15 protein-coding genes are annotated in these 15,324 nt (G+C 66.7%); 9 read left to right on the top strand and 6 right to left on the bottom strand.

All coding sequences use genetic code 11. The annotated features are described in order from the left end of the window. Nucleotides 1-107: 107 nt before the first annotated feature. The 3 genes from Q8S30_RS20180 (at nucleotide 108) to Q8S30_RS20170 (ending at nucleotide 1,324) form a co-directional block, all read left to right on the top strand. Nucleotides 108-593 carry an Rrf2 family transcriptional regulator gene (locus Q8S30_RS20180; protein WP_305667821.1) on the top strand — a complete coding sequence of 162 codons (486 nt, stop codon included), beginning with the start codon at nucleotides 108-110 and terminating at the stop codon, nucleotides 591-593. 110 nt (nucleotides 594-703) lie between these two features. After that, nucleotides 704-865 (top strand): hypothetical protein, encoded by a 162-nt coding sequence (locus Q8S30_RS20175; protein WP_305667820.1) that lies wholly within the window; start codon nucleotides 704-706, stop codon nucleotides 863-865. Nucleotides 866-925: 60 nt separating this feature from the next. Then, nucleotides 926-1,324, top strand: a complete 399-nt coding sequence (locus Q8S30_RS20170) for a TfoX/Sxy family DNA transformation protein (RefSeq protein WP_305667819.1) — start codon at nucleotides 926-928, stop codon at nucleotides 1,322-1,324. A gap of 13 nt (nucleotides 1,325-1,337) precedes the next feature. On the opposite strand, the gene ndk is transcribed toward Q8S30_RS20170, so the two are convergent. Beyond that, nucleotides 1,338-1,760, bottom strand: coding sequence for a nucleoside-diphosphate kinase (ndk, locus tag Q8S30_RS20165; RefSeq protein WP_305667818.1), 423 nt, complete (start codon nucleotides 1,758-1,760; stop codon nucleotides 1,338-1,340). Between the two features lie 279 nt (nucleotides 1,761-2,039). Here ndk and Q8S30_RS20160 point away from each other — a divergent pair, with 279 nt between their 5' ends. Then, nucleotides 2,040-3,887 (top strand): ABC-F family ATP-binding cassette domain-containing protein, encoded by a 1,848-nt coding sequence (locus Q8S30_RS20160; protein ID WP_305667817.1) that lies wholly within the window; start codon nucleotides 2,040-2,042, stop codon nucleotides 3,885-3,887. 243 nt (nucleotides 3,888-4,130) lie between these two features. Here Q8S30_RS20160 and Q8S30_RS20155 read toward each other — a convergent pair whose 3' ends face one another. Continuing rightward, nucleotides 4,131-5,729 carry a hypothetical protein gene (locus Q8S30_RS20155; protein ID WP_305667816.1) on the bottom strand — a complete coding sequence of 533 codons (1,599 nt, stop codon included), beginning with the start codon at nucleotides 5,727-5,729 and terminating at the stop codon, nucleotides 4,131-4,133. A 401-nt stretch (nucleotides 5,730-6,130) separates the two neighbouring features. On the opposite strand from Q8S30_RS20155, the gene Q8S30_RS20150 reads away from it, so the two are divergent. The 3 genes from Q8S30_RS20150 to Q8S30_RS20140 are packed head-to-tail and all read left to right on the top strand — an operon-like array spanning nucleotide 6,131 to nucleotide 8,111. Next, on the top strand, nucleotides 6,131-6,781 hold the full coding sequence (locus tag Q8S30_RS20150; RefSeq protein ID WP_305667815.1) for a MarC family protein: 651 nt from the start codon (nucleotides 6,131-6,133) through the stop codon (nucleotides 6,779-6,781). Between the two features lie 57 nt (nucleotides 6,782-6,838). After that, complete coding sequence (locus tag Q8S30_RS20145; RefSeq protein WP_305667814.1) at nucleotides 6,839-7,420, top strand: TIGR02281 family clan AA aspartic protease; 582 nt, start codon at nucleotides 6,839-6,841, stop codon at nucleotides 7,418-7,420. Between the two features lie 7 nt (nucleotides 7,421-7,427). After that, nucleotides 7,428-8,111 carry a M48 family metallopeptidase gene (locus Q8S30_RS20140; RefSeq protein WP_305667813.1) on the top strand — a complete coding sequence of 228 codons (684 nt, stop codon included), beginning with the start codon at nucleotides 7,428-7,430 and terminating at the stop codon, nucleotides 8,109-8,111. 68 nt (nucleotides 8,112-8,179) lie between these two features. Here the strand turns inward: Q8S30_RS20140 and Q8S30_RS20135 are convergent, their stop codons facing one another. From Q8S30_RS20135 to Q8S30_RS20125, 3 genes are all read right to left on the bottom strand, one after another. Further along, complete coding sequence (locus tag Q8S30_RS20135) at nucleotides 8,180-8,722, bottom strand: RSP_2648 family PIN domain-containing protein (RefSeq protein WP_305667812.1); 543 nt, start codon at nucleotides 8,720-8,722, stop codon at nucleotides 8,180-8,182. Then, the gene (locus Q8S30_RS20130) at nucleotides 8,722-9,948 is read right to left on the bottom strand and encodes an RSP_2647 family RNA methyltransferase (protein ID WP_305667811.1); all 1,227 of its coding nucleotides are present in this window, start codon (nucleotides 9,946-9,948) and stop codon (nucleotides 8,722-8,724) included. The genes Q8S30_RS20135 and Q8S30_RS20130 overlap by 1 nt, the downstream gene beginning before the upstream one ends. A gap of 77 nt (nucleotides 9,949-10,025) precedes the next feature. After that, entirely contained in the window at nucleotides 10,026-10,697 is a 672-nt protein-coding gene (locus tag Q8S30_RS20125; protein ID WP_305667810.1) for a DUF6778 family protein, read from the bottom strand. Between the two features lie 353 nt (nucleotides 10,698-11,050). Between Q8S30_RS20125 and edd the strand changes: the two genes are divergently transcribed. Together edd and eda are read left to right on the top strand one after the other, a co-directional pair. Then, the gene (gene edd / locus Q8S30_RS20120) at nucleotides 11,051-12,856 is read left to right on the top strand and encodes a phosphogluconate dehydratase (RefSeq protein ID WP_305667809.1); all 1,806 of its coding nucleotides are present in this window, start codon (nucleotides 11,051-11,053) and stop codon (nucleotides 12,854-12,856) included. A gap of 54 nt (nucleotides 12,857-12,910) precedes the next feature. Further along, nucleotides 12,911-13,567 (top strand): bifunctional 4-hydroxy-2-oxoglutarate aldolase/2-dehydro-3-deoxy-phosphogluconate aldolase, encoded by a 657-nt coding sequence (eda, locus tag Q8S30_RS20115; protein WP_305667808.1) that lies wholly within the window; start codon nucleotides 12,911-12,913, stop codon nucleotides 13,565-13,567. 143 nt (nucleotides 13,568-13,710) lie between these two features. On the opposite strand, the gene pgi is transcribed toward eda, so the two are convergent. Next, nucleotides 13,711-15,321, bottom strand: a complete 1,611-nt coding sequence (gene pgi, locus Q8S30_RS20110; protein WP_305667807.1) for a glucose-6-phosphate isomerase — start codon at nucleotides 15,319-15,321, stop codon at nucleotides 13,711-13,713. Between the last annotated feature and the right edge of the window lie 3 nt (nucleotides 15,322-15,324).

The raw sequence follows: 15,324 nt of genomic DNA, 5'->3' as shown, positions 1-15,324 counted from the left end.
TGCAGATCAAAACATACATCGCCAATATGTGATCTGCGTCAATTCGCCGGGCTTCGGACCCGATTAGGGTGTGCGGCAACCGCAGCCCCAATCAAGGACATCCCGCGATGAGATTGACGATCCGCACCAACCTCGCCATGCGCGCGCTGATGTTCTGTGCGGTGAACGAGGGGCGCTATGTCCGCAAGCATGAGATTGCGGCGGCCTGCAACGCCTCGGAAAACCATCTTGCGCAGGTGGTGAACACGCTCGCGCAGCTTGGTTTCGTCGATACCCAGCGCGGCCGCGCCGGGGGCTTGCGCCTCGCCCGGCCGATGGACGCGATCACCGTCGGCCAGGTCTGCCGTGCTTTCGAGACCGGAGTGCCCTTCACGGAATGTTTCGATCCCGAAGTGAACACCTGCCCGCTGACCGCCTGCTGCCGGCTGCGCAAGGGTCTCGTCGACGCGCTGGAGGCCTTCTATTCCTCGCTCGACAGCCTCAGCCTCGCCGATCTGGTCGAGGATAACGTGCCTCTCGAACACTTGCTGTTCCTCGTCACCCCGCGGCGGCCGCCCGCCTGCACCCAGATGCAGCCGCTGCAGACCCATTGACGCAGCCCTGATCCCGTCTTAACTCCGCCACGCTTCGGCCTGACATCCCTGTCACGCTGGGGCAGAGGCAGCAGAACGCCCCGAATCATGGGGCAACAGGATCAACACGCATGACCATTTCCCAGATGTCTTCCAGCAGCGCCCCGGCGCAGCAACAGGGCTCAGCCACCACGCCCACCTCCAAGCCCGAGGCAAAACGCGAAGGCAGCGCCCCGCAGCAGATGCAGGCCGCAGCCCCCACCCCGCGCTTCACCGACTGGGCCTCGATCTGATCGCTTGACGCCGCCTTGGGCGCCGCGGCAGCATCGCCGCGAGTCCAAGGAGCGTTCGCGATGCCCGCCGAGCCCAAGCCCGCCCGGCCCCGCGCCGCACAGACCGACGCTGATGCGCCGGACGGCGCGCGCCCCGTCTCTGCAATCCCCAACCTCGGCCCCGCGGCCGAGGCCGACTTCGCCCGCATCGGCATCACCTCCGCCGAGGCGCTGATCGCGCTTGGCCCAGATGCCGCCTATGCCCGGCTGCTCGCCTCCGGCACCCGCCCGCATTTCATCATGTATTACGCGCTGGTCATGGGCCTGCAGGGCCGCCCCTGGAACGATTGCCGCGGGGCAGAGAAAGACGCGCTGCGCGCCCGCTTCGACAAGCTCAAATCAAGTAGTGCCCAGAACGACGAAAGCCGCTCCCAACTGGAAGCGGCCCTCGATATGCTTGGGGTGCGGTCAGCGCGCTGACCGCCTGCCCGGCTTAGCCGACCAGTTCGAGACCCGAGAAGAAATAGGCGATCTCTTCGGCAGCGGTTTCCGGCGCGTCCGAGCCGTGGACCGAGTTCTCGCCAACCGACAGCGCGAATTCCTTGCGGATGGTGCCGTCATCGGCGTTCGCCGGGTTGGTCGCGCCCATCACTTCACGGTTCTTGGCAATGGCGCCTTCGCCTTCCAGAACCTGCACGACGACCGGCTCGGAGGCCATGAACTCGGTCAGCTCGCCAAAGAACGGCCGGTCCTTGTGGACCTCGTAGAATTTCTGCGCCTGCGCCAGGCTCAGGAAGATCCGCTTCTGCGCGACGATGCGCAGCCCGGCTTCCTCGAATTTCGCGTTGATCTTGCCGGTCAGGTTGCGCCGGGTCGCGTCGGGCTTGATGATCGAAAGGGTGCGTTCGATGGCCATGTGCCTTGCCTTTATCCGTTCGGCCGCGAGCCCCTGCCCGCAGCGGTAATTGCCCGCGCCTGCTACCATGCCCGCCCCGCCTTGAAAACCCGCCTTGAAAACCCGCCTTTCCGGCAGCCCCGCCCTGCACCCAAAGCGCGCCCCTCCTCCCCCTTCGTTTTGGTCCAAGTATCCCGGGGGGCCCGGGGGGCTGGCCCCCCGGCCTCCGCCAAGCCCTCAACACGCCCTTGCTGCCAAGCAGCAATTGACCTTCGCGCCTCCATCAGGCAGGGAGACGCCATGCTCAAGATATCCGACATCACCTATTCCGTGGAAGGCCGCCCGCTGTTCGAAGGCGGCACGGCCACGATTCCCACCGGCCACAAGGTCGGCCTCGTCGGGCGCAACGGCGCCGGCAAGACCACCCTCTTCCGCCTGATCCGGGGCGAACTGGCGCTGGAGGGGGGCACCATCACCCTGCCCAACCGCGCCCGCATCGGCGGCGTCGCGCAGGAGGTCCCCTCCTCCGGCACCTCGCTGATCGAGACGGTGCTGGCGGCAGACGTCGAACGCGCCAGCCTGATGGCCGAGTCCGAAACCGCCACCGACCCGCACCGCATCTCGGAAATCCAGACCCGCCTCACCGATATCGACGCCTGGTCCGCCGAGGGTCGCGCCTCCGCCATCCTCAAGGGCCTCGGCTTCGATGCCGAGGCGCAGCTGCGCCCCTGTTCCGACTATTCGGGCGGCTGGCGGATGCGGGTGGCGCTGGCAGGGGTGCTCTTCGCGCAGCCCGACTATCTGCTGCTCGATGAACCCACCAACTATCTCGACCTCGAAGGCGCGCTCTGGCTCGAGGCCTATCTCGCCAAATACCCCCATACCGTCCTCATCATCAGCCATGACCGCGGCCTGCTGAACCGCGCTGTCGGCGCCATCTTGCATCTCGACAACCGCAAGCTGACGCTCTGGACCGGCAATTACGACACCTTCGCCAAGAACCGCGCCGCCAGCCTTGCCGTGCAGGCCGCCGAGGCGCGCAAGCAAGACGCCCGCCGCCAGCACCTGCAGGCCTTCGTCGACCGCTTCAAGGCCAAGGCCAGCAAGGCCAAGCAGGCGCAAAGCCGCGTGAAGATGCTGGAGAAGATGACGACGATCACGGCCCCCGAAGAGGCCGCCAAGCACGTCTTTACCTTCCCCGCGCCCGAAGAGCTGCCGCCGCCGATCATCAACATGGAGGATGCCTCGGTGGGCTATGGCGGCCCGCCGGTGCTGCGCAACCTCTCGCTGCGCATCGACCAGGATGACCGCATCGCGCTTCTGGGCCGCAATGGCGAGGGCAAGTCCACCCTGTCCAAGCTCCTCGCCGGCAAGCTGACCGCCAGCACCGGCAAGGTCACCCGCTCGAACAAGCTGCGCATCGGCTATTTCGCCCAGCATCAGGTCGATGAGCTGCATCTCGATGAAACGCCGCTCCAGCACATCATGCGCATCCGCCCGGCCGAAGGGCAGCCGCGTCTGCGCGCCCGCCTCGCCGGCTTCGGCCTTGGCGCCGATCAGGCCGAAACGCCCGTGGCGCGCCTCTCGGGCGGCCAGAAGGCCCGCCTCTCGCTGCTGCTCGCCACCATCGAGGCGCCGCACCTGCTGATCCTCGACGAACCGACCAACCACCTCGACATCGAATCGCGCGAGGCGCTGGTCGAGGCGCTGACCGACTATTCCGGCGCCGTGATCCTCGTCAGCCACGACATGCATCTCCTGAGCCTCGTCGCCGACCGGCTCTGGCTGGTGAAGGGCGGCGCCGTCGCCCCCTATGAGGACGACCTCGAGGCCTACCGCGCCCTCTTGCTGCAATCGGACGATCCCAAGCCCGAAAAGCCGAAAGCCGAGAAGAAACGCGCCAGCCGCGACGAGATTCTGGCGCTGAAGGCCGAGCTGCGCAAATGCGAGGAGCGCCTCGCCAAGATCAACGAGATGCGCGACCGGCTGGCGAAGAAGCTGGCCGACCCCGAGCTCTACGAAAAGGGCCGCGGCGGCGAGGTCGAGACCTGGCAGAAGAAATATTCCGAAGTCATGGACGGCCTCGACCGCGCCGAGGCGATGTGGATGAAGGCGCAAGAACGGCTGGAGGCGGCGGAGGCGGCGTGAGGGGGGCGATGGGGGCCAGCAAGGCGGCCAGTCCGTTTTTTGCAGCAATGACTTAAGAGAGCCTTTGTTGCCACTCGGCTCTTACCGCGCGTGCCCGCCCGGGACCTCACTCCCGCGTTTTGGCAACCAGGATCGCAACTCCATTTAGACGACATTGGTACCTCGCGCATGGCGCCATTATCTCGCGCGCGATTGATGGTTATTACATCAGCACAATCGGCGGCAAATGCACTTACATTTGAACTACACCTGGGTAGAAGACAAAAAACCTTCCATCTCGTCAGAGGCATCGGCACTGGGCAGGATAGTTATTCGCGTCCCGCTAAGCTTGGCAGTGTGATTAGCGAACTCGCCCAACGCAGCTTCGTCGTCAGCTACCTTGGAAATGTGCAGAGGAGTCATGCTAGTTGACCGAAATTCACAGTGCTCTCCTGTTTTTTCTAGAGATAATGCGAGCTTCAGTGCATACGCATAGACATCCTCACCCAGAACGAATGTGCTCACGAAAAGAGCAGGGTACTCGCCCGATTCGACGCACTCATCGGCCTGCATCTCAAACGAGAATGGACCAAGATCATTTGAGCGGAAGAAGAAGCCATGGATCTGCGTGAGCGCTTTGGCAGATATCTTTAGGTCACGCAGGCTAACTGGGCGGTTAGCGGCACTAGCTTCAATTAGAAGGCTGTTAGCCATTTCGAGCAAGGATAGAATCTCGTTTAGATACTCAGGTCGGTCGTCAATGTTCACAGCATCGCCAAAGCTACCAGAGAGTAGTTGACGCCCATCGTTCGTACGAACTGTGAGTTCTGAGTCACCGGCAAACACGACATCCCACAGCTTGAAGATCTTAAGCCACTCTCCGATAGGGTGCGCGCTGCTCTCGTCGAAGGTGTTGGTGAGTTGAATGGCCCCTTGCTCTACGCTGAAGATTGCATCGAGCAACTCAGATCTGGCGATCATTTTCATCGTCTCGATAGGAATCGCAGGAAAGATCGGTACGATTAGATCACAGTTCAACTCGATGCGCTCATCGCGTATTCGGCTGAAAATTGAGATGACACCAGCATCCACGGGTGTCGGAGTGATCTGCAGCACGGCGCCTTCCATACCACCCGGGATGGGCAATCCACCAGGAAGCTTAATGCTGAATCGTTCTTCAAAAGGCTTGAGGCCCTTGATGCCCAACTTCTTCAGTCCGAGCATTCCGTCGATGAGGTCTCTCGGAGTAATTTCTTCGAAGGTAATGTCTATCGAGTAACGTCCGCCGTCTTGGTAGCCTGCTGTATCGCGCTGGCGGATTTTCTCGGCCGCGTAGGCGTTCATATCCTCGCCGATAATTAAGGTGAGTGCTTCTTTCAGCGCGTCGGGCGTTTGCTCAACTTTATGAGCAGCTGCAACTCCAAAAGTGATCTCAACCCTATTGAGGGCGTCGGTACCCTTCGAGAATTCTTCCCGGAGCCGTTGAAGTATCCTTGATAGGTTGTCGTCCAATATATGCAAAAGGTGCATATCGACGACGTTGTCGCAGTCGTCCACGCGTATGATGCACACCAAAGTTGGGCGATTATCGATGGCCAGCCGCTCCGCAACGGAGAGCTTTACGGATACTCTATCGTTTGTGGCCAGAATGGTTTTGATCTGGATCGAGCAGCCCAGAGGCGCCGCTCGCTTGTCATATGGCTCCGACTCGAGCCTGGCCTTGGCTGGGAACTCGAGAACTCGATCGCGCCCAAGACGATCTGGCTCGATGCGGCCGACGAGTAACTTGGCTTTGTTCGTGAGCAGGTCGAACCAAGACTCGCCGATTCTGCCAATGTGGTCTGAAATTGAGAATTCGCTCATGCGGTGGTCCATTTGGTCATGCCTAGTTTGGCATCTTAACATATCAGGGCAGAGACCAGACTGTAAGAAAACGACCCCGAAGCAGACATTGATCGCGGTCGCAGCGAATCCGCTTCGTCCTGCATAGCTACCAGTCGGGCGGCCCGAAGCCGCGCCCCTGGCAAGGCAACCCGGCACCGCCGACCCAATTCCTCCTGCCCCCGCGGCGACGCCCAGGCCCCAATTCCCGACTCTTTCACCATACATATGACATCCATATAGCTTCTGTATGGTTTCCACATAGCCGTTTTCAGCGAAATCAATGGCTTGCACCGCGATCCGCCCTCCCGCCCCTCCCACCCTCCCCACCTCCCCCCACAACCCCGCTTGCACCCCTCACCCCGAGGCCCCACACTCCCCTCATGGCCGACCTCTCGCTCTACATCACCGCCTTCGTCACCCTGTTCATCGTGGTCGATCCCATCGGCCTCGCCCCCCTGTTCATTGCGCTGACCCAAGGCATGAGCCCCCGCCAGCGCCGCGCCGTCGGCCTGCGCGCCTGCGCCGTCGCGGCCATTCTGCTCACCCTCTTCGGCCTGCTGGGAGAGCAGCTTCTGGGCGGCATCGGAATCTCCATGCCCGCCTTCCGCATCGCCGGCGGGCTCCTGCTCTTCCTCACCGCGCTCGACATGCTCTTCGAACGCCGCACCCAGCGGCGCGAGGGGCAATCGGCAGAATCCGCGGCAGATCAAGCAGATGACCCCTCGATCTTCCCGCTGGCGACCCCGCTGATCGCCGGTCCCGGCGCCATGGCGACGATGATCCTGCTGGTCGGCAGCCCCGGCGCCGGCTGGGGCCATGTCGCCGCCATCCATGGGGTGATGCTCTCAGTGCTGGCCTGCGTGATGGCCCTGTTCCTCATCGCCGGCCCCATCGAGCGAGCGCTCGGCCGCACTGGCGTGCTGGTCGTCACCCGGCTGCTGGGGATGCTGCTCGCCGCCCTCGCCGTACAATTCGTCCTCGACGGCATGCGCGGCGCCGGGATGATCGGCATGCTCCCCACAGGACGGTGAAGTGCTGCCCCTGACATTTGCCGCCCGGCACCCTACATTCCACCGGGGAGGCGCATGATGACCGGCGACGATTACGGACGGCTGATCTATCTGGGACTGCTGGCGCTTGTCGTCGGCGGATCGGTCTTCCTCGCCGCCCGCCGCAACAGCGCCCGCATGGCCAGCCAGGCCGCGATCTGGGTACTGATCTTCCTCGGCGTCATTGCCGCCCGGGGCCTGTGGAACGACATCAGCCATGAGGTCATCCCCCGCCAATCCGCCTTCGAGGAAGGCGCCCGCGTCGAGGTCCCGGTCAGCCGCGACGGCCATTATTACCTGACGCTGGACCTCAACGACACGCCGGTGCGCTTCGTGGTGGACACCGGCGCGACAGACATGGTGCTCAGCCGCAGCGACTCCGCCCGCATCGGCATCAACCCCGAAACGCTGGCTTATGTCGGCTCGGCCATGACGGCCAATGGCCGCGTCGCCACCGCGCCGATCCGCGTCGACAGCGTGGTTCTCGGCGGGGTGGAGGACCGAAATGTCCGCGCCACCGTCACCGATGGCGGGCTCGAGGAATCGCTGCTCGGCATGGGCTATCTCTCGCGCTTCTCCAGCATCGAGATCCGACGCGACACGCTGGTGCTGACAAGGTGAGCCTGACATGCTGAAATTCCTGCCGATCCTGCTCATGCTCGGCTATGGCCTGCTGATGTGGCAGTTCTCCTCGTGGAAACTGCGCAAGGAACTGGACGAGAAATCCGCCCGCCTCGTCGATCCCACCCTGCGCCCGGTGCTGGACCGGCTGGCCGCGGCGGCCGGCGTGCAGTCGATCCCGGTGCAGATCTACGAGGTGGACGCAGTGAACGGCCTTGCCGCCCCCGATGGCCGCATCTTCCTGACCCGTGGCTTCTACCAGAAGTTCCGTGACGGCGCTGTCAGCGCCGATGAACTGGCCTCCGTCGTGGCGCACGAACTCGGCCATGTCGCGCTTGGCCATTCCCGGCGGCGGATGATCGACTTCACCGGGCAGAACGCGGTGCGGATGCTGCTGATGGCGGTCATCGGCCGCGTCATCCCCGGCCTCGGCGCCGTGATCGCCAATTTTGTCGCGGGCCTGCTCGCCGCCCGCCTCTCGCGCGGGGATGAGTATGAGGCGGATGCCTGGGCCTCGGCGCTGCTGGTCAAGGCCGGCATCGGCACCGCCCCGCAAAAGACCCTGTTCACCAAGCTCAACGCCCTCACCGGCAACCGCGGCAGCGCCCCCGCCTGGCTGCTGAGCCACCCCGCCACCGAAGCCCGCATCGCCGCCATCGAGGCGAACGAGGCCCGCTGGGGCCTGCGCTAGGCCCCCCCTCTTCTTTGCAAAAATTCCCGGGGGGGAGTCTCCGCAGGAGACGGGGGGCAGCGCCCCCCTTACGCCGCCAGCGCCTTGCCGAGCCTCGGCAATCGTGCCCGCTTCATCAACGCCCGCAGCGGCTGCGCTTCCCCTGACAGCCGTTCCGCCTCGGCCCGCACCGCCTCGACCACGGCGGCGACCGCGCCAGGATGCGCGCGCCAAAGCTCCACCAGAAACTCGTCGGGATGCACGGCGCGGATGCCCCTCGGGGCCAGCGCCCAACTCGGAAAGTCCCGCAAATTCAAGGTGACGATCGCATCCGCCTCTGCCGCAATCGCCGCCGCCAGCACATGCCGGTCATCCGCATCGGGCAGGTCCAGCGTCAGCTCGGCGCCCGGCGCAAACCCCACACTCGCGGCCGGAAACCGCAAAGCCGCCGCCACCGCCTCGCCGCGCGCAACGACCTCCTGACCAGGGCCAAGCCGCGCCGCGGCCCGCGCCCATTCCTCGATCAGCCGCGGCGACCAGAGCGGGGTATACAGCCCCCGCCCTGCCAACCCCAGCATCACCTCGCGCAGCACGGTCGGGTAGAGGACGCAGGCGTCCAGAACCGCCCGCATCAGCCATCCAGCCGGAAGAACACCGTCTTGAGGTAGCCCGACTCCGCCAGCTGCGGCAGGATCGGATGGTCCGGCCCTGCCGAGCCCGTGTAAAGGATCTGCCCCCGCCGCCCGCCACGGCCGATGCCGCGGGCGCTGGCATTGCGGAAGCTGGCAAGATCGGCGGCGTGCGAGCACGAGCAGAGGCACAGATAGCCGCCGGGTGCCACCAGCGCCGCAGCCTTCATCGCCACCCGCTCATAGGCGCGCAAGCCCGCCTCCAGCGCCGGTTTGGCGGGGGCAAAGGCCGGCGGATCGCAGACCACGAGGTCGAAGACCTCGCCCTCGGCCGCCAGCGCGTCCATCACCTCGAAGGCATCGCCCTGCCGCGTGGCAAAACGCGCGGCCATGCCGCCCGCCTCGGCGCCCTGCTCCGCCAGCGCCAAGGCCGGGGCCGATCCATCGACAGCCAGCGCAGACGCAGCACCGCCTGCCAGCGCCGCAAGGGCAAAACCCCCGACATGGGCGAAGACGTCCAGCACCCGCGCGTCCTTGGCCAGCGTCGCGGCAAAGGCATGGTTCGGGCGCTGATCGAAGAAGAGGCCAGTCTTCTGCCCGCCAAGCACATCGGCCATATAGGTCGCGCCATTCATCCGCACCGGCACCGGACCTTCCACCGCGCCTTGCAGCAGCAGCGTCTCCTCCGGCAGGCCTTCCAGGGTGCGCGAGCGTCCCTGCCCGTTCTTGACGATGGCGGTCACGCCCGTCACCTCGGCCAGCGCCGCCGCGATCTCGGGCAGCAGCGCCTCGGCCCAGGCGGCATTGGGCTGGATCACCGCGACATCGCCGAAACGGTCGATCACCACGCCCGGCAGCCCGTCCGCTTCGGCATGGACGAGGCGATAGAAGGGTTCAGGATACAGCCGCGCCCGCAGTGCCAGCGCCCTGGTCAGCCGCGCCGCGATCCAGGCGCGGTCGATCACCGCCTCGGGGTCGCGGTCCAGCATCCTTGCGATGATCTTGGAATTGCCGTTGACGGTGACGGTGCCCATGGCCCGCCGCTCGCTGTCTTCCAGCCGGGCGATGGTGCCGGGGGCGAGCGCCTGCGTGCGCCGGTCGGTCACCAGCTCATCGGCATAGATCCAGGGGAAGCCATGGCGGATCGCCCGGGCCTCGGCCTTGGGGCGCAGGCGCACGGTGGGACGGGACGCAGGGTCGAGGGCGGTGGGGGTGAGGGGATCGGTCATCCCCTTCCTCTAGTCGTTTTGGCCGCGCCGCGGAAGGGGGTCTGGGGCGGGAAGCCCCCGGATCCCCCTTCGCAGCCTCAGTTCTGCAGCATCGCATCCGCCGGGCGCACCTGCGCATGCGACACGAGCGCCGGTGCAGGCGTTCCCACCGGAGCCGACAGCTCGCGCAGGATCACCGATTTCAGCTGCTCGCCGATCAGCACCTTGTCGGTCAAGCCGCGGGCCTCGGCCTCGACCGCGCGCTTGCCGCCCCAGGCTTCGAGATCGGCATTCACCATCCGCGGGCCATCCACCACCGCGCCGGTCTGGGCATCGCGCACGGTCAGCAGGAAGCGGATCGCATGCACCCCGCCGGTGGTGAACTTCGCCTTCTCCGTCAGCGAGTGGAAGCGGCGCAAATCGACCTCGACCACCACCGCCGGGCCGCTGCGCATGCTGCGCGTGCCCTCGGTCAGCGCCGCGGTCATCAGCGCCTCCACCTGCGCATGACGGTCACCGCGCGGATCGCCGCGCCAGACGATGTCGGCAATGGGGAAGAACATGTTGGCCTCGGACACCTTGAGCGTCCGCGGCACCGTCACGCGCAGGGCCTGCACATCATAGCGCGGCTGCGCGATCACCAGGCTGCGCGCCGGCTGTGCGGCGCCCGTCAGCGGCGTCGCGGCGCTGCGCGAGGAAACATCGCTCCCGGCGCAGGCACTCAAGGCCAGCGCGGCGGCAAGGGCAACAAGGCTCGGAAACTTGGTCATCTCACTCACTCCGAAACGTGGCGGCCTGTCTGCTCGTTCTTGTTCCGCCGGTGAGGGGAAACTGCCCCCGGATTGCGGCGGAACTTGGGAAAATCTGGTGCATCTGCGTGATTGATCGCAGGGCGGCAACAATGTCGCGGAGGCAAGCCTGCGCCAACTGCGCTTGCGCATAACCGCCTGCCGCCCGCCCCTGCTTGCACTGTTAGCGCTATCGGTGTATCCCCGGGCCGTGGCCCGCGTTAGGCTGGACCCAGCCCCCGAATGCTGCAGGCGCGCCCTGCGCCGCCCGCCCCCTGCGCACCGGCCACACAACCGAACGCCCCGCCCGCAACAGCCAGGACGCCAGACATATCATGCCGCTGAACCCCGCCATTGCCGCCGTCACCGACCGCATCCGCGCCCGCTCGGCCACCAGCCGCGCCGCCTACCTGGACCGGATCGCCCGTGCGGCCGAGGCGGGACCGGCCCGCGCGCACCTTGCCTGCGGCAATCAGGCCCATGCCTATGCCGCCATGGGCGAGGACAAGGGCGCGCTCGCGGAAGGGCGCGCCCCCAATATCGGCATCGTCACCGCCTATAATGACATGCTCTCGGCCCATCAGCCCTATGAGCGCTACCCCGAGGTGATCCGCGCCGCCGCCCGCGCCGTCGGCGCCACCGCGCAGGTCGCAGGCGGCGTGCCGGCGATGTGCGACGGGGTCACCCAAGGCCAGACCGGGATGGAACTCTCGCTCTTCTCACGCGACGTGATCGCGCTGGCCGCCGGGGTGGCGCTGTCGCACAACACCTATGATGCCGCGATCTATCTCGGCGTCTGCGACAAGATCGTCCCCGGCCTGATCATTGCCGCCGCCACCTTCGGCCATGTGCCGGCGGTGTTCCTGCCGGCGGGCCCGATGACATCCGGCCTGCCCAATGACGAGAAATCCAAGATCCGCCAGCAATTCGCCACCGGCGAGATCGGCCGCGAAGAGCTGATGCGGGCCGAGATGGCCTCCTATCACGGGCCGGGCACCTGCACCTTCTACGGCACCGCCAATACCAACCAGATGCTGATGGAGTTCATGGGGCTGCACCTGCCCGGCTCCAGCTTCGTCAACCCGAACACCCCACTGCGCGAGGCGCTGACCATCGCGGGGGTGGAGCGGGCTGCCGCAATCACCGCGCTTGGCAACGACTTCCGCCCCGCCGGCCATGTGCTGGACGAGAAGGCCTTCGTGAACGGCCTTGTCGGGCTGATGGCGACGGGCGGGTCCACCAACCTGGTGCTGCACTTGCCCGCCATGGCGCGGGCGGCGGGGATCGTGCTCGATCTCGAGGATTTCGCGGCAATCTCGGACGTGGTGCCGCTGATGGCCAAGGTCTATCCGAATGGCCTCGCCGACGTGAACCACTTCCACGCCGCGGGCGGGCTGGGGTTCATGATCGGCGAGCTGCTGAACGCGGGCCTGCTGCATGACGACGTGATCACCATCGCCGGCGACGGCCTCGCCCGCTATGCCGCCGAGCCCAAGCTGAAGGACGGCGCGCTGGTCTGGGAAGACGGCCCCGCCGCCACGCTCAACGACAGGATCCTGCGCCCGGCGGGTTCCGCCTTCCAGCCGACCGGCGGGCTGAAGCAACTGGCCGGCAATCTCGGCCGCGGGGTGATGAAGGCCTCGGCCGTAGCCCCCGAGCGGCTGGTGATCGAGGCCCCGGCCCGGATCTTCGAGGATCAGGAACAGGTAAAGGCCGCCTTCCGCGCGGGGGAGTTCACCTCCGACACCGTGGTCGTGGTGCGCTTCCAGGGCCCGCAGGCGAACGGGATGCCGGAACTGCACTCGCTGACCCCGGTGCTGGCGGTGCTGCAGGACCGCGGGCTGCGGGTGGCGCTGGTGACCGACGGGCGCATGTCGGGAGCCAGCGGCAAGGTGCCCTCGGCCATCCATGTCTCGCCCGAGGCGGCGGTGGGCGGCCCGCTGGCGCGGCTGCAGGACGGCGACGTGCTGCGCGTCGATGCGGTCGCGGGCACGCTGTCGGTGATCGGCGTCGATCTTGACGCCCGCGCCGCCTTTGCCCCCGACCTCACCGCCAACCGCAGCGGCATCGGGCGTGAACTGTTCGAGGCCTTCCGCCGCAACGTGGGCGCCGCCACCGATGGCGCCGCCGTGGTGGTGTAGGCCCGCCGCAGCAGCTATCCTGACCTCACCGCCGACTGACTCAAGGAACCGACCATGACCCCTTCCGAAAGCAACGCCGCCGACCGCAGCACCCGCGCCCGCGAGATCTGCCTGCTGGCCCCGGTTATCCCGGTGCTGGTGATCGACGATCTGGCCCATGCGGTGCCACTGGCCCGGGCGCTGATCGCCGGCGGCCTGCCAGCGCTGGAGGTGACGCTGCGCACCCCGCAGGCGCTGGACGCGATCCGCGCCATGGCCGAGGTGCCGGGCGGCGTCGTCGGCGCCGGCACCCTGCTGACCCCCGCCGATGTCCGCGCCGCCAAGGCGGCCGGCGCGCAGTTCGGCGTCTCGCCCGGCGCGACCGACCGGCTGATCGCCGCCTGCGAGGATGAGGGCCTGCCGCTGCTGCCGGGTGCTGCCACCGCGACTGAAGTGATGCTGCTGCTGGAATGGGGTTTCACCGTGCAGAAGTTCTTCCCCGCCGAAGCCTCGGGCGGCGCCCCTGCCCTCAAGGCCATCGGCGCCCCGATCCCGCAGGTCAGCTTCTGCCCCACCGGCGGCGTCAGCCTCGCCAATGCCGGCGACTACCTGAGCCTGCCGAACGTGCTCTGCGCCGGCGGCAGCTGGGTCGCGCCCAAGGCGGCACTGGCGGCTGGCGACTGGGACAAGGTGGAAGCGCTGGCCCGCGAGGCCGCGGCGCTGCCGCGCTGACCGAAGCCGGGGGGCCGTCTGCCCCCCGGACCCCCCGAGGATATTTCGGCCAAAACGAAGCAGCCCCTCTTCGTTTTGGTCCAAATATCCCGGGGGTGAATTGCGCCGCAGGCGCAAGAGGGGGCAGCGCCCCCTCCCCTGTTTCACCGCCCGCGCATGTACTCCACCAGCATCCTTGTGGAACCATCCTTGCCCGCGCCGTCCGCCTGCCCCTCCAGCACCGGCTGCAGCGCCAGCGCCAGTTCCTTGCCAAGCTCCACCCCCCATTGGTCATAGGAGTTGATGCCAAGGATCACGCCCTCGACGAACACCCGGTGCTCATACAGCGCGATGATCTGCCCCAGCACGAAGGGCGTCAGCCTCGGATAGGCCAGCGTGGTCGAGGGGCGGTTGCCCGGGAACACCCGGTGGCGCGCCTGCCGGTCCTGCTCGGGCCCGGTCAGGCCCTTCGCCGCCATCATCTGGAGCGCGGTGTCCAGCGAGCGGCCGCGCAGCAGCGCCTCGGATTGCGCGAGGCAATTGGCGATCAGCAGGCGGTGCTGGTGGGCAAGGTCGGGCTCGTGGCCTGTCGCGGCCAGCAGGAACTCGCAAGGCACGACGCGCGTGCCCTGATGGATCAGCTGGTAGAAGGCGTGCTGGCCATTGGTGCCGGGCTCGCCCCAGACCACGGGGCCCGAGTCGATGGTAAGGTCCGAGCCATCCATCGCCACGCGCTTGCCATTCGATTCCATCTCCAGCTGCTGAAGATAGGCCGGCAGGCGCAGCAGCCGCTGGTCATAGGGCAGCACCGCGCGGGTCGCATAGCCGCAGACCTGCGCGTGCCAGATGCCGACCAGCGCCAGCAGCACCGGCAGGTTCTGTGCCAAGGGCGCAGAGCGGAAATGCGCGTCCATGTCGGCGCCGCCGGCAAGGAACGCGTCGAACTCCTCGGGCCCCACCGCCAGCATCACCGCCAGCCCGATCGGCCCCCACATCGAATAGCGCCCGCCGACCCAGTCCTCGAAGCCGAACACACGGCTTGGCGCGATGCCGAAGGCGGCGGTCTTGTCGGCGGCGGTGGAGACGGCGGCGAATTGCGCCGCGGGGTCGGTGACCTTTTCCGCCATCCAGCGGCGGGCGGTTTCGGCATTGGTCATCGTCTCGATGGTAGTGAAGGTCTTGGAGGCGATGATGACCAGCGTGGTCTCGGGGTCCAGCCCCTTCAGCACGTCATGGATATGCGCCCCATCGACGTTGGAGACGTAATGCACGGCCGGCCCGTCATGGTAGGGCGCCAGCGCCAGCGTCGCCATCACCGGGCCGAGGTCCGACCCGCCGATGCCGATATTCACCACATCGGTGATCGCCCCGCCCTGCCCGGTGAAGCGGCCCGCGCGCACGTCGCGGGCAAACTCCTGCATCCGCGCATGGGTGGCGCGCAGGGCTGGCATCACGTCCTGCCCGTCCACCATCACGCAGCCGGAAAGGTTGCGCAGCGCCGTGTGCAGCACCGCCCGCCCCTCGGTCTCGTTGATCTTCGCGCCCGCGAACATCGCGTCGCGCCGGGCCTCGACACCGGCGCCGCCCGCCAGCGACAGCAGCAGCGCCATCGCATCCGCGTCAATGTTGGTCTTGGAGAAATCCAGCAGCATCTCGCCGCCGTCCGAAGCGATGCGGGCGGAAAACTCCGCCGCGCGATCTTGTGCGAACAGCGACAGGATCGCGCGATCCTTCACTGCCTCCTGGTGGCGTTTCAGCTCGTCCCAGATGGTCATGCT

It is taken from the genome of Frigidibacter sp. (assembly GCF_030695035.1).
Lineage (GTDB): Bacteria > Pseudomonadota > Alphaproteobacteria > Rhodobacterales > Rhodobacteraceae > Frigidibacter.
Note: the sequence above shows the minus strand (reverse complement) of the source record. Positions and strands in the feature narration are given on the sequence as shown.

Excerpts from the sequence above, each read along its gene's own strand:
- Q8S30_RS20180 (WP_305667821.1), top strand. The coding sequence starts at position 108 with ATGAGATTGACGATCCGCACCAACCTCGCCATGCGCGCGCTGATGTTC.
- Q8S30_RS20175 (WP_305667820.1), top strand. The coding sequence starts at position 704 with ATGACCATTTCCCAGATGTCTTCCAGCAGCGCCCCGGCGCAGCAACAG.
- Q8S30_RS20170 (WP_305667819.1), top strand. The coding sequence starts at position 926 with ATGCCCGCCGAGCCCAAGCCCGCCCGGCCCCGCGCCGCACAGACCGAC.
- ndk (WP_305667818.1), bottom strand. The coding sequence starts at position 1,760 with ATGGCCATCGAACGCACCCTTTCGATCATCAAGCCCGACGCGACCCGG.
- Q8S30_RS20160 (WP_305667817.1), top strand. The coding sequence starts at position 2,040 with ATGCTCAAGATATCCGACATCACCTATTCCGTGGAAGGCCGCCCGCTG.
- Q8S30_RS20155 (WP_305667816.1), bottom strand. The coding sequence starts at position 5,729 with ATGAGCGAATTCTCAATTTCAGACCACATTGGCAGAATCGGCGAGTCT.
- Q8S30_RS20150 (WP_305667815.1), top strand. The coding sequence starts at position 6,131 with ATGGCCGACCTCTCGCTCTACATCACCGCCTTCGTCACCCTGTTCATC.
- Q8S30_RS20145 (WP_305667814.1), top strand. The coding sequence starts at position 6,839 with ATGACCGGCGACGATTACGGACGGCTGATCTATCTGGGACTGCTGGCG.
- Q8S30_RS20140 (WP_305667813.1), top strand. The coding sequence starts at position 7,428 with ATGCTGAAATTCCTGCCGATCCTGCTCATGCTCGGCTATGGCCTGCTG.
- Q8S30_RS20135 (WP_305667812.1), bottom strand. The coding sequence starts at position 8,722 with ATGCGGGCGGTTCTGGACGCCTGCGTCCTCTACCCGACCGTGCTGCGC.
- Q8S30_RS20130 (WP_305667811.1), bottom strand. The coding sequence starts at position 9,948 with ATGACCGATCCCCTCACCCCCACCGCCCTCGACCCTGCGTCCCGTCCC.
- Q8S30_RS20125 (WP_305667810.1), bottom strand. The coding sequence starts at position 10,697 with ATGACCAAGTTTCCGAGCCTTGTTGCCCTTGCCGCCGCGCTGGCCTTG.
- edd (WP_305667809.1), top strand. The coding sequence starts at position 11,051 with ATGCCGCTGAACCCCGCCATTGCCGCCGTCACCGACCGCATCCGCGCC.
- eda (WP_305667808.1), top strand. The coding sequence starts at position 12,911 with ATGACCCCTTCCGAAAGCAACGCCGCCGACCGCAGCACCCGCGCCCGC.
- pgi (WP_305667807.1), bottom strand. The coding sequence starts at position 15,321 with ATGACCATCTGGGACGAGCTGAAACGCCACCAGGAGGCAGTGAAGGAT.